General features: G+C 37.9%; 12 protein-coding genes. All 12 read right to left on the bottom strand.

Annotation, left to right across the window (positions count from 1 at the left end):
- Positions 1–36: 36 nt before the first annotated feature.
- A complete protein-coding gene (gene pnp / locus ACKXGF_RS07230) occupies positions 37–2151 on the bottom strand; it encodes a polyribonucleotide nucleotidyltransferase (protein WP_411955492.1) in 2115 nt (704 codons plus the stop codon).
- Positions 2152–2308: 157 nt separating this feature from the next.
- Complete coding sequence (gene rpsO / locus ACKXGF_RS07225; RefSeq protein WP_167260138.1) at positions 2309–2578, bottom strand: 30S ribosomal protein S15; 270 nt, start codon at positions 2576–2578, stop codon at positions 2309–2311.
- A 127-nt stretch (positions 2579–2705) separates the two neighbouring features.
- A complete protein-coding gene (locus ACKXGF_RS07220; RefSeq protein WP_411955491.1) occupies positions 2706–3653 on the bottom strand; it encodes a bifunctional riboflavin kinase/FAD synthetase in 948 nt (315 codons plus the stop codon).
- Between the two features lie 14 nt (positions 3654–3667).
- On the bottom strand, positions 3668–4582 hold the full coding sequence (gene truB, locus ACKXGF_RS07215; RefSeq protein ID WP_411955567.1) for a tRNA pseudouridine(55) synthase TruB: 915 nt from the start codon (positions 4580–4582) through the stop codon (positions 3668–3670).
- 68 nt (positions 4583–4650) lie between these two features.
- The gene (gene rbfA, locus ACKXGF_RS07210; RefSeq protein ID WP_167260134.1) at positions 4651–4995 is read right to left on the bottom strand and encodes a 30S ribosome-binding factor RbfA; all 345 of its coding nucleotides are present in this window, start codon (positions 4993–4995) and stop codon (positions 4651–4653) included.
- A gap of 25 nt (positions 4996–5020) precedes the next feature.
- Positions 5021–5299 carry a DUF503 domain-containing protein gene (locus ACKXGF_RS07205; RefSeq protein WP_411955490.1) on the bottom strand — a complete coding sequence of 93 codons (279 nt, stop codon included), beginning with the start codon at positions 5297–5299 and terminating at the stop codon, positions 5021–5023.
- Positions 5300–7531, bottom strand: a complete 2232-nt coding sequence (infB, locus tag ACKXGF_RS07200) for a translation initiation factor IF-2 (RefSeq protein ID WP_411955489.1) — start codon at positions 7529–7531, stop codon at positions 5300–5302. It abuts the gene before it with no gap.
- Between the two features lie 17 nt (positions 7532–7548).
- Complete coding sequence (locus tag ACKXGF_RS07195; protein WP_411955488.1) at positions 7549–7851, bottom strand: YlxQ family RNA-binding protein; 303 nt, start codon at positions 7849–7851, stop codon at positions 7549–7551.
- Positions 7848–8120, bottom strand: coding sequence for an RNase P modulator RnpM (rnpM, locus tag ACKXGF_RS07190; protein ID WP_411955487.1), 273 nt, complete (start codon positions 8118–8120; stop codon positions 7848–7850). The genes ACKXGF_RS07195 and rnpM overlap by 4 nt, the downstream gene beginning before the upstream one ends.
- Before the next feature lie 15 nt (positions 8121–8135).
- Positions 8136–9236: a transcription termination factor NusA gene (gene nusA, locus ACKXGF_RS07185; RefSeq protein WP_411955486.1), complete on the bottom strand. Its 1101-nt coding sequence runs from the start codon at positions 9234–9236 to the stop codon at positions 8136–8138.
- A gap of 18 nt (positions 9237–9254) precedes the next feature.
- Positions 9255–9725: a ribosome maturation factor RimP gene (gene rimP, locus ACKXGF_RS07180; RefSeq protein ID WP_411955485.1), complete on the bottom strand. Its 471-nt coding sequence runs from the start codon at positions 9723–9725 to the stop codon at positions 9255–9257.
- 238 nt (positions 9726–9963) lie between these two features.
- Complete coding sequence (locus ACKXGF_RS07175; protein WP_411955484.1) at positions 9964–14271, bottom strand: PolC-type DNA polymerase III; 4308 nt, start codon at positions 14269–14271, stop codon at positions 9964–9966.
- Positions 14272–14339: the final 68 nt, after the last annotated feature.

Below are 14339 nucleotides of genomic sequence, written 5' to 3'. Positions count from 1 at the left end.
AAAAAGAACTGGTTAAAACCAGCTCTTTGGTTCAATTTATGATGTTGATTGTTCTGTCTCTTCTTCTTTAAGCGCTGCCTTACGTGATAAATTAACACGTCCTTGTTGATCGATTTCCTTAACTTTAACAAGCATTTCATCGCCAACATCAGCAATGTCCGTTACATTTTTAACATGAGCTTCGTCTAGTTCACTAATATGCACTAAGCCGTCTTTACCACTGAACAATTCAACAAACGCACCGAATTTTTCAACGCGTTTTACTTTACCAAGGTAGATTTGACCGACTTCTACTTCACGAACTAAGTCTTCAATAATTTGTTTTGCGTGGTTAATCTTATCGCGATCAGGTGATGAAATAAAAATACGTCCATCTTGTTCAATATCGATTTTCACATCTGTTTCTTCAATGATCTTATTGATTTGTTTACCACTCGGACCAATCACATCACGAATCTTATCAGGATTGATTGATAACGATTCAATCTTAGGTGCATATTCAGAGAGCTCTTGGCGAGGTTCAGAAATCGTGTCATTCATATGAGCTAAAATATCCATGCGGCCATTTTTAGCTTGTGTCAATGCTTCTTCTAGAATGTCACGTGATAATCCATCGACTTTGATATCCATTTGAAGAGCCGTTACACCCTCTGTAGTACCAGCTACTTTAAAGTCCATGTCACCTAAGGCATCTTCCATACCTTGAATATCAGTTAAAACTGTGTAATTGTCTCCGGATTTCACAAGACCCATAGCAATGCCTGCAACTGGTTGTTTAAGCGGTACACCAGCTTGCATCATAGCCATAGTTCCTGCACAAATACTTGCTTGTGACGTAGAACCATTAGACTCTAATATCTCTGATACAACACGAATCGTGTATGGGAATGTTTCTGAATCAGGAATAACAGCTTCTAATGCACGCTCACCTAATGCACCATGGCCAATTTCACGACGACCTGGACCACGTACGGGACCTGTTTCACCTACGCTGTACTGCGGGAAGTTATAATGGTGCATGAAACGTTTCTCTTCTTCTAAATCTAATCCATCTAGAACTTGCACATCACCTAATGGCCCTAATGTAGCTACACTTAATGCTTGTGTTTGCCCACGTGTGAACATAGCTGAGCCATGTGTACGTGGTAATACATCAGTGCGGGAGGATAGAGGACGGATTTCGTCTAACCCACGCCCATCAGGCCGAACTTTATCAACCGTGATTAAACGACGTACTTCCTCTTTAACAATGGAATCTAGCACTGATTTTACTTGTGATAAGACGTCGCTTTCCACTTCTGCTTCCTCATATTGTGCGACAATGTCAGCCTTAGCGGCATCAATTGCTTCTTCGCGAGCCTGCTTCTCTTCCGTTTGGATCGCTTGGACAATTTTATCTTTAGCTAAATCAATGACTTCTGTTTCTAAATCTGCTTCAGGTTGGAATAATTCAACTTCCATATTTTCTTTACCAACTTCAGCCATGATTTCTTCTTGGAATGCTACCAATCGCTTAATTTCTTCATGACCAAACATAATCGCTTCTAACATAATATCTTCTGGCACTTCTTGTGCACCAGCTTCAACCATGTTAATCGCATCTTTGGTTCCTGCAACCGTTAATTCAATATCACTTTCTTTTCCTTGTTCTACGGTTGGGTTAATTATGAATTCTCCGTTAACTCGACCTACGTGAACACCTGCAATTGGGCCATCGAATGGAATGTCAGAAATGCATAGTGCTAGTGAAGAGCCGATCATTGCAGCAATTTCTGATGAACAGTCTTGATCGAGACTCATAACAGTACTCATAACTTGTACTTCATTACGAAAACCATCAGCAAATAATGGTCGAATAGGACGATCGATTAAACGGGATGTTAAAACGGCTTTATCACTAGGTCTACCTTCACGTTTAATAAAACCTCCTGGAATTTTACCCACAGCATATAATTTTTCTTCGTAATTAATGGTGAGTGGGAAAAATGGTAAATCTTTCGGTTCATTTGATGCTGTTGCTGCGACTAAAACGGAAGTATCTCCGTAGCGTACCATGGCTGCACCATTAGCTTGTTTCGCAACTTCGCCTACTTCAAAGGTCAGTTGGCGCCCAGCGACATCAATTGAATATGACTTCATTTCATTCGTCATAATATTTACGACTCCTTCCAAACTGTTGCTTATGTAGTCACAAGAAACACGTTTTTCTTTCTATTTTATTATAATCATTTTAACATGACAAAATACGAAGAGTGTTTTAAGAATAAAAGAAAAAGCGGGTACTACCCCGCTTTTTCTAACCTATAGCTTATCGACGTAAACCTAATTTGTTAATTAGATCACGATAACGTTGGATATCTTTGTTACGTAGATAATTTAACAAATGACGACGACGACCAACCATTTTCATTAAGCCTCGACGAGAATGGTGATCATTCTTGTGCTCACGTAAGTGCGTGTTTAGGGTTGTGATTTGTTCAGTTAAAATCGCAACTTGCACTTCTGGAGAACCAGTATCGTTCTCGTGTGTTTTAAATTCGTTGATTAATTCGCTTTTGCGTTCTTGTGATAGGGACATCCTATCCACCTCCTAAATTAGTTTAATCCCCTTCTTCCTCGCATTCGGCGGAGTGACGTAATACCAAGAAAAAGGTTATAATTCGTACATTAATTACAATACATGTTATAAAGCGATAATGCAAGTGTTAGCTAGAATAAGAACGAATGAAATTTTTCGCTTCTATTTCATCTTGTTCAATGCGCTTTATGAGTTCTGTCACTTCTGAAAATGCTTTTTCATCACGTATGTAATGTAAAAACAAGACTTCTATATTGACCGCATATAGATCGTCATCAAAATCGAAAAGATGAGCTTCAATAATTGGTTGGTCATGTTCTTGACCAAATGTAGGATTAAAACCAACACTTGCCATACCGTCATAACATGTGTTATTCACATAGACTTGAATTGCATAAACGCCAACACGTGGAATAATATGTTCCTGATTAACATCTAAATTGGCTGTCGGGTAACCAATTTCTCGTCCTCTCTGATAGCCATACTCGACATTCGCTTCAATCGAAAATGATCGACCCAATAATCGTTTAGATTCAGCCATGTCACCTTCTTTTATTAGATCACGAATTCTCGATGAACTAATTTTTTCACCATCAGAAGAGACTTCATCGACAACTGAATAAGTTAATGTATTTTTAGCGTATTCATCCATTTGTTGTATTTTACCTGCACCTTTATGGCCAAAAGAAAAGTCAAACCCACCGACTACGTGCTTCACATTTAGCGCAATAAAAAATTGATCAACAAACGCTTGAGGTGATAATTGAGCTAAATCATGATTAAATGTTATAACCACGACGTAATCTAAATTAAATTTCCTAAATTCCTTGATCTTTTCATTATGTGTGGTAATCAAATAATCCAATAATGGTCGATTTTTAATAACGGTTAATGGATGAGGGCTAAACGTCATGACCCCTGATTTTATTCCTTGTCTTTCCGCCTCATCTATAGCCTTTTGAATAACCCGCTGATGACCAGTATGCACACCATCAAAATATCCTACTGCAAGACTAACATCATCAAGTACCGGCATTGGTTCAGTTTGCTTTAGACTTAATTCAATTACTTCCATGTCTGTCACCTTCTTTACGTCTGCAAAACTTTATATGGTTTCATTAAATCTGACTTCGTCGGGTGGGGTTGATATAAAGCGATTAATTCACCATATTCCGTTTCCACTCGAAACAAATCATTTTCTTTCAGTTTATCGGGGATTGGTAGGACTTGTCCATGCTTAAAGCGAATTATTTCATCATCTTCAACGACATAAACTGGTATTTCTGTCAAAGCTCGTCCCGAATCTTGTATATAAGATTCTAACGCTGCAGTTCCTTTTGCTTCTTCAAGTTCAGCAAATGTTACCGTCTCATCTCGATGAAAAGTTCCAGCTTCTTCGCGAATTAAATGCGTCATATGAGCTGGGTAACCAATCTCGGCTCCGATATCAACACATAAAGTTCTGACATACGTTCCACTTGAGCAATTAATACGAAATGAAAAACGAACATCATTATTTGAATACTGTTCGAATTGGTCAGTAGCTAGCTCAATAGAATGGATCGTAACATCTCGTACAGGCCTTTCAACTTCTAACCCTTCTCGAGCATATTCATACAGTTTCATTCCATTGACTTTAACTGCAGAATACATCGGTGGGATTTGCCTAATTTCACCTTTAAACTTTTCTATTGCGTGCTTGCAGTCTTCTAAAGTCAGAGTTGGATCCACTATCTTAGAAGATACAGTGTCACCCGTATTATCTTCTGTTGTCGTTTGCTGCCCTAAAGAAACCTCAGCTACATAGGTTTTGGTATGATCGGTAATAAAGCTAGTTAATTTAGTCGCTTTTCCAACTGTCATTGGTAATACACCTTCAACATTCGGGTCCAATGTGCCTGTGTGACCAATTTTTTTGGTTTGCAGTATGCCCCGCAATTTATTAACACAATCATGCGATGTCATACCTTTTGGTTTCCATAATGGGATGATTCCATTCATGATAACACCTCATTTTACAATCAAACAGACTAAAGGATAGACCTAGTGTCTATCCTTTAATCATTGACTCTTTATTCATCATTCAAATCCTTTAAAATTCGTTCAATACGATTACCATATTCAATCGCTTCATCGATCTCAAACGATATTTCTGGCGTCTTTCGTAAACGAATTCGCTGACCAATCTCGGACCGAATGAAACCTTTTGATTTCGTCAAACCAACGAGTGTTTCTTCTTGTTGAGCATCATCACCATATATAGAAATAAACACTTTTGCCTGTTGTAGGTCTCCAGTTACTTGGACATCAGTGACTGTTACAAAACCTACACGAGGATCTTTTATCTTACGTGATAAGATATCGCCCATCTCTTTTTTCATTTGTTCGGCGACACGATTAGCTCGTAAATCACTCATTTTCATTCACCTCTTACTATTCCATTTACAGCCATTCATATTGAACAACTGTAATTTCTAGATCTGCAAGTTCGTCAATTCGGTTGACTGCGTTTTGCAGAATCTGTTCCGCAATGACTTGATTTTTGGCTACACAAGCTATTTCAAATGCAGTCCGTTGCCACAAATCGTGATAATCGATTTCAGCAATACTAACATTTAAATTCTTACTAGCTTGATGCATTGTTTGCTTGATAATTGAACGTTTTGCTTTTAATGACTGGACATCATAAATTAAGCATTCAACATAAGCATAACCAATCATTTAGCGCTCAACTTCCTCCATGATAAAGGCTTCGATTATATCGCCTTCTCTAATATCATTATAATTCTTAACCGTGATACCACACTCGTAATTTTGTTGTACTTCTTTGACGTCGTCTTTGAAACGTTTTAATGAATCAATTTCTCCTTCAAATTGCACAACGCTGTCACGAATAACACGAACACCAGAATTACGAGTGATCTTACCATCCGTTACGTAAGAACCTGCAATCGTACCAATTTTCGATACTTTGAATGTTTCTCGAACTTCAGCTTGACCGATAATTTTCTCTTCGTAAACTGGATCTAGCATACCTTTCATGGCTGCTTCCATTTCTTCGATTACTTTATAAATAATACGGTGTAAACGAATTTCTACGCCTTCATTTTCAGCCGCGCGCTTAGCATTATTATCTGGTCGAACATTGAATCCAATAACAAGACCATTTGAAGCTGAAGCTAAAATGATATCTGATTCGGTGATTGCACCAACACCAGTATGAATAATGTTAATTTTTGCACCTTCAACTTCAATCTTACGTAATGAAGATGCTACAGCTTCCGCTGAACCTTGCACATCAGCTTTGACAATCGCATTAATTTCTTTTAAGTCACCTTGTTTGATTTGATCAAATAATTCATCAAGGTTTAACTTACCTGTTGATTCACGCTGCTCTTGAATTTGTTTTTGTTCACGCATTTGAGCAACCTGTTTCGCTTGCTTATCATCTTTAAAGACTAAGAACTGGTCGCCTGCTTGAGGAACACCATTTAAACCAATTACTTCTACTGGCATAGATGGTCCAGCTTTGGATGCGGATTTTCCAAGATGATTGCTCATTGCTCGGACTTTACCGTAGTGATTACCTACAACGAGTGAATCACCTTTATTTAAAGTTCCGTTTTGAACGAGTAACGTTGCGACACTTCCTCGACCTTTTTCTAGTTGCGCTTCAATGACGGTACCATTTGCTACTTTAGCTGGGTCAGCTTTTAACTCTTCAACTTCAGCGACAAGGTTAATCATTTCGACTAAGTCATCAATACCTTCGCCTTGAAGAGCAGATAGTGGAACATAAATTGTGTTACCGCCCCAGTCTTCAGGTACAAGGTCATAAGCCATTAGTTCTTGCATAACTCGGTTAGGGTCTGAACCTTCTTTATCCACTTTGTTAACCGCAACAATAATTGGAACTTCGGCTGCTTTTGCGTGGTTTATAGCCTCAATTGTTTGTGGCATAACGCCATCATCAGCAGCAACAACTAAAATGGCGATATCAGTAATTTGAGCACCTCGGGAACGCATGCTAGTAAATGCTGCGTGTCCTGGTGTATCTAAGAACGTGATCTTTTTATCATCTTGTTCAATTTGATAGGCACCAATATGCTGTGTAATCCCGCCAGCTTCGCCTTCTGTCACTTTCGTTTCACGAATGGAGTCAAGTAGTGTTGTTTTACCATGGTCAACGTGTCCCATAATCGTGACAATAGCTGGGCGTACACTTAAATCTTCTTCAGCATCTTCCATGATATAGTTATTGATGTCTGTTTGATCAACAACAACTTCTTCTTCAACTTCAACTCCATAATCATCACAAATTAGCTCTATAGTTTCGGAATCTAATTGTTGATTAATCGTTGCCATAACACCGAGCATCATTAACTTCTTAATAATTTCTGAAGAGTCTTTATTTAATTTGTCAGCTAATTCTCCGACTGTTAATGAGCCTTGATAGGTGATCTTATCAATTTGCTCTGATTGATTTTGTTTCTGTTGTTTTTGATTGCCCTTCTGTTTCTTAGCATTATTCTTCTTGTTGTTCTGTTTATTCTGGTTTTGAGATGGGTTAGATTTATTTTGCTGCTTATTCTGTTGTTTATTCTGTGATTGGTTCTGGTTTTGTTGGTTACTGTTTTGATTTTGGTTTTGTTGTTGTTTGCTGTTTTGATTCTGGTTATTAGAAGATTTGTTATCTTGTTTTTGTTGTTGGCTTTGTTGCTGTTTTGAATTTTGTTGCTGAGTTTGTTGTTTTGGTTCTTCTTTTTGAGAATCTTTAGATGTTGTTTGTGCTTGTTCTGGTTGATAGATTTCATCTAATTGACGAATCGTATTATCAGTTATTGTTGACATATGATTTGAAATTTCAACATCAAGTTCTTTTAATTTATTAATAACTTCTTTACTTGATACGTTTTGTTGTTTGGCATATTCGTATACGCGCATTTTTTTCATACATTCACCCCCGAATATTATTCCGATAACTTTTCCCGGAGTTTGTTCGCAAACCCTTGATCTGTTACCGCAACGGCAACACGTCCATCTTTTCCGATTGATTGCGATAATGTTTTCCGATCGCTCACAATAACGTATGGAACGTGATAACTTTTACACTTGTCTGTTAATTTCTTCGTCGTATTGTCCGAGGCATCATTTGCAATTAAAACAAGTTGAGCTTCATTATGACGAATACTTTCAACAATATTTTCTTCACCTAAAATCAACTTCCGAGCGCGATTGGCTAAACCGAGCATGTTCAAGTAAGATTGATTCATGATGATTCACTCACATGTTGCAGTAATTCATCATATAACGTTTCATCAACATCAGCATTTAAATGGCGGTTTAACGCTTTTGTTTGTTTCGCTTTTTCAATCGTGGAAACATCCCTACTTAAATATGCACCTCGACCATTTTGTTTGCCCGTTTTGTCAATGAATACGTCACCCTCTTTATTTCGCACAACACGAATTAATTCCTTTTTGGGAAACATTTCTTGAGTTATGACACATTTACGCAATGGTTGTTTCTTTTGTTTAGCCAATACTCTCTCCCCCTTTTACACTTCCTCGTCTTCTTCGACTTGATCAGCTACTTCAGAATCTGCATGATCAGAAGCATCTTCTTCATTTGCTTCAGATTCACTTTTAATATCAATTTTCCAACCAGTCAAACGAGCAGCCAACCTAGCATTCTGTCCTTTTTTACCGATTGCTAATGACAACTGGTCATCTGGAACAATAACTGTTGTTGCATGTTCTTCTTCATCAACTAATACATCAATTACTTGGGAAGGACTTAATGCATTGGAAATATAAACAACAGGATCCTCTGAATAATGGACGATATCAATTTTCTCGCCATTTAACTCGTCAACGACTGTTTGCACACGCTGTCCACGCTGACCAACGCAAGAGCCAACAGGGTCGATCTCTGGGTCATCAGCATGAACGCTAATTTTAGAACGATCACCCGCTTCGCGTGATACGGACATAATATCTACAATACCTTCATAGATCTCAGGTACTTCGATTTCAAACAAACGTTTGAGTAATCCTGGATGTGTACGAGAAACATATACCTGAGGCCCTTTGCTCGTATTTTCAACCTTTGTTACATAAACTTTTATGCGGTCATGCACTTGATACGATTCGCCTGGCATGACTTCATTCGTTGGTAATTTACCTTCAACTTTTCCTAAGTGGATGTATAAATAGCGATTATCCATTCGTTGTACAGTGCCAATTATAATATCATCTAAACGGTCAACAAAGTCATTGTAAATCACACCACGTTCCGCTTCACGAACACGCTGTGTCACAACTTGCTTAGCTGCTTGAGCAGCAATTCGACCGAAATCTTGAGGTGTCACTTCATGTTCCACAACATCTTCTAATTCATAAGAAGGGTCAATCTGTTGTGCGTCCTCTAATGATACTTCTAATTCCTCATCTTCAACTTCATCTACGACTACCCGACGTGAAAATACTTTCATGGTATTGTCGTCAGAATCTAATTCAACACGGACGTTTGTTTTTGAGTTGAAGTTTTTCTTATAAGCAGAAACGAGCGCAGCGTCTAATGCTTCATACAATACTTCACGATCAATTCCTTTTTCATCAGCTAACGTTTCCATTGCTTCAAACAATTCTCTATTCAACTGTTAAACCTCCCCAATTTAAAACTGAACAGCCAAATGTGCATTGGCTACTTTTTCATATGGAATTGTCACTTGTTTCGTTTGAGTTTTTACTTTTATTTCAAGTGTCAATTGATCATTAACAAACTCTTTTAAATCACCGAAAAATTCCTTATCACCATCAATTGGCTCATAAGTTTTGACGTAAATATAAGAACCTTCAAACCGTTCAAAGTCTTCTCTTTTCTTTAATTTACGCTCTACTCCTGGTGATGATACCTCTAGAAAATACGCTTGCTCTATAGGATCACGTTGATCTAACTCTTCGCTTAGTTTTTCACTAACGCGCTCGCAATCTTCGATATCTACACCGCCTTCTTTATCGACATAGACACGTAGAAAATGATTTTTGCCTTCTTTTACAAATTCAACATCGACCAGCTCTAAGTTCATGTCTTTAACAATCGGTTGTACAATCTCTTCTGTTAATGAAATGATCTTCTGACTCATATTATACCCTCCTTCATCATGTTACTATCAACATATCGTCATCAGATGTAAGGCATCTGTTGCTGTTACAAAAATTTGCCCTGCTGTATAAGGTGAATCGAGCAGCAGGGTAGACAAAACGAAAGAGTGGGAAGAACCCACTCTTTCATCGTAGACGTATCTTTTGCTAATCTGTCAATTAATATACCATAAATAGGTATGTCATGCAACCACATGCAGATTTAACACCTTTATTTGATCAAAACAGTGATAATTGATTTTGATCAGGTAACTCACCTAGACAACCGTGATTGTCTAAATACTCCAGTACTGTCTTAGAGATACGAGAGCGCTCACGTAAATCTTCTTTTGAAAGAAATTCGCCATTTTCTCTAGCTTTAACAATATTAATAGCAGCGTTTGTTCCTAAGCCATCAATCGCGTTAAACGGTGGAATTAACGTATCGCCATCAACGATAAACCGCTGACTATCAGAACGGTATAAATCAACAGATTGGAATTGATAACCTCGCATCGTCATTTCAAGAGCAAGTTCTAGAACAGTCAATAAACTCTTTTCCTTTGGCGATGCTTCATTGCCTTTTTCTAAAATATCTTCAACCCGTTGTTTAATAGCTTCCGAACCTTTAACCATTGTATCAATATCAAAGTCATCAGCTCGAACTGAAAAATAAGCTGCGTAAAATTCAATTGGGTAATGCACCTTGAAATAAGCAATTCGAACTGCCATTAATACATAAGCTGCTGCGTGTGCTTTCGGGAACATATATTTAATCTTCTTACAAGATTCAATATACCAATCAGGCACGCCATGGTTTTTCATTTCTTCGATCCATTCATCTTTCAATCCACGACCTTTACGAACATATTCCATAATCGTAAAGGCTAAGGATGATTCCAAACCTTTTTGTAATAAATAAACCATAATATCGTCACGGCAACCAATGACATCGCCAATTTCGCAAATTCCGTCATTAATTAATTCCTGAGCGTTACCTAACCACACGTCAGTACCATGAGATAAACCAGAAATAATGACTAATTCAGCAAAACTTGAAGGCTTCGTATCTTCAAGCATTTGGCGAACGAATCGCGTACCAAACTCTGGTACACCTAAAGTCCCCGTTTTACAAAGAATATCATCTTCGTTAACGCCTAACACCTCAGGGCCACTAAAGATTTTCATCATTTCAGGATCATTGGTTGGCACCGTTTCTGGGTCTATACCAGTTAAGTCTTGCAACATTCGAATAACTGTCGGATCATCATGTCCCAGTATATCTAGTTTTAATAAGTTATCATGAATGGAATGGAAGTCAAAATGCGTTGTTAACCATTCCGAACTAGAGTCATCTGCTGGATACTGAATGGGTGAAAAATCGTATATTTCATAGTCATCTGGAACGACAATTATTCCTCCGGGATGCTGACCTGTTGTCCGTTTTACGCCAGTACATCCTTGCACAAGTCGGTCCACTTCTGCTTGACGATACATGAGTTGATGGTCCTGCGCATAGCCTTTCACAAATCCATAAGCCGTTTTCTCAGCTACAGTACCAATAGTTCCAGCACGATAAACTTTATCTTCACCAAATAACACTTTCGTATAATGGTGAGCAACTGGTTGATACTCGCCAGAGAAGTTCAAATCAATATCCGGAACTTTGTCACCTTTAAACCCAAGGAACGTTTCAAACGGAATATCTTGTCCATCTCGACGATAGGCAGTTCCACACTGTTCGCAATCCTTTTTCGATAAATCAAAGCCTGAGCCGACACTACCGTCAGTATAAAATTCGTGATATTGACAGTTCGGACAAACATAATGTGGTGGTAATGGATTCACTTCTGTTATTTCCATCATAGTTGCGACAAATGAAGAGCCAACAGAACCACGCGAGCCTACAAGATAACCATCGTCTAATGATTTTTTCACGATCTTTTGAGAGATTAAATAAATAACCGAGAAACCATTTTCAATAATACTGGTTAATTCAGTATCTAATCGCTTAGACACAAGCTCTGGTAGTTCATCACCGTAAATCGACTTAGCTCGTGTATAACACATGTCACGAATTTCATCATCTGCACCTTCAATGTTAGGTGTATATAATTCATCTTTAATTGGTTTAATATCATCAATCTGATCAGTAACCCACTTGGTATTCGTGACGACGATTTCTTTAGCCACATCATCGCCTAAGAAAGCAAAGTCTTCTAACATGTCTGCCGTTGTTTTGAAATAAACGTCTGGAATCGTTTGTCGGTTTAATGGGTTTCCGCTTTGGGATGCAATTAATATTTGGCGATAAATCTTCTCATGAGAATGCAAGTGATGCACATTACCTGTAGCGACAACAGGTATATCTAATTTCTTACCAATCGACACAAGCTTCTTAATTAATTGCTTAATGTGTTCGACCGATTGAACATTTTCCTTTTCGATCAAATGATAGTAATTCATTGGTGGTTGGACTTCTATATAATCATAGAATTCAGCAACCTCTTCTGCTTCTTCTTCTGATTTGAGCGCAATCGTATCAAAAAGTTCACCTTGATCGCAGGCTGATCCAATAAACAGCCCATCACGATGTTTCTTGAGTTGTGAACGAGGAATTCTTGGAACACGATAAAAATAATCAATATGTGACATCGATACAAGTTTAAATAAGTTTTTTAAACCTTCTTCAGATTGAGCAATGATCGTAGCATGGTTTGGACGCGAACGTTTATAAGCATCGCCCTGCCCTACATAATTATTTAAGTCCGTATGTGTCTCAATATCTTTTTCTTTTGCCGATTTGACTAGACTCCACAATAAATAACCTGTCGCTTCAGCGTCATAAATAGCACGGTGATGTTGAGTTAAATCAATATTTAGATGTTTACAAAGTGTATTTAATCTGTGATTTTTTAGATTCGGATATAATAATCTAGCTAATTCCAATGTATCGATCACTGGATTAGTCACTTTCGGTAAGTTGAACTGCTTATATGCTGCGTTAATAAAACCGATATCAAAGCTAGCATTATGAGCGACTAATATATCCTCACCACACCACTCATAAAATTCACGGCTTACCTCTTCGATTTCAGGTGCGTCTTTAACCATGTCATCAGTAATGCCGGTTAAATCGATCGTTGTTTGACTTAACTTTTGGTGTGGATTGGCAAATCGTTCAAACCGATCGATAATTTCTCCGTCATGAACTTTTACAGCTGCGAGTTCTATAATCTTATCATAAGCTGCGGACAAGCCAGTTGTTTCAACGTCAAATACGATATAAGTAGCATCGTGTAAGGTCTGGTTTGCCTCGTTATAAGCAATTGGCACACCATCATCAACTAAGTTCGCTTCAATTCCATACAGCACTTTGACACCATGCTTTTGACTCGCATTATAGGCTTCAGGAAATGCTTGTACAACACCATGGTCTGTAATCGCGACAGCTTCATGCCCCCATTTAGCAGCTTGTTCAACTAAGCTTTCAGCAGAAACAGTCGCATCCATTTGACTCATCGTCGTATGTGCATGAAGCTCAACACGTTTTTCGCCATCAATACCTGGATCTTGACGCTTTTTAGCTTTTACTTCATTTAAGTCTTGACCCATCATGATTAATTCATTTGTATACGTATCAGTCTGAATACTACCTCTAGCTTTTAACCACATGCCCGCTTTGACTTGTGCAAATAATGCCTTCTGTTCATCGCCTTTAGAAAACATTTTAATTTGAATTGAATCTGTATAGTCCGTGATGCTAATAATGAGTAAATCTCGCCCAGATCGAAGGTTACGAATATCTACATCAAAAACATAGCCTTGAATGACCATGCGTCGTTCTTCTTCTAAGATAAGGTGCATTTCAACAGCATCTTCTTTGATCTCATGACCAACTTGAAGAGGACCCTCTGTTTCACTTTCGGTAGTCTCAGATTCTTCTTTAGCTTTTTGTCTTTCAGCTTGTTCTTGCATCGCCTTTTGAACCAAAGTACGTTCTTCTTCTAACTTTTGTTGTTGAAATGCTTGAATAGCTTCCTCGTTTTGGCTTACTTCAAGTTGAATATGACACGTCTTAAGACCATGCTTATGACAATAACTTTGAAATAACGGATCGAGTTTCTTCTTTACCATATTAGCTTCAGCGTCATTGCGAGCATTCAAAATGACACTCGCACCCTCAAGTCTAGGCGTCTGATTACATATAAATTCTTTATAAGCTGGAAACAAATCATGGACAGAATGAATGAAATCAAACCAATAGGCTTGGAAAGTGCTCTCACTTACTGTCGATTCGTCTGTTGTAATCTGTAGATTAACAGATGCCACATGGTGAAAAGCTGTTTGTAAATTCGCTTTAAATAATGAAATCACGTCATAATCAAATGGATGTGGGTTATGTAAATGAAAAATCCACTGTTTCGTCGATTTATAAACCGTCAATTTTTTTAAGACCGTCTGATCAAAATGATTATTCACCACTTCTTCAGGCATATTTATTTGTTGTAATAATAACTCTAATTTTTCGCGTTTATTTAAATCCATACTCGATTCCTCACTTAAAAGGTGGACTTATCATGATTTTAGAAACCCTTGCCTATACATAGACAAGG

This window comes from Alkalibacillus sp. S2W, from assembly GCF_046764385.1.
Classification (GTDB): Bacteria; Bacillota; Bacilli; order Bacillales; family Alkalibacillaceae; genus Alkalibacillus; species Alkalibacillus almallahensis.
Note: the sequence above shows the minus strand (reverse complement) of the source record. Positions and strands in the feature narration are given on the sequence as shown.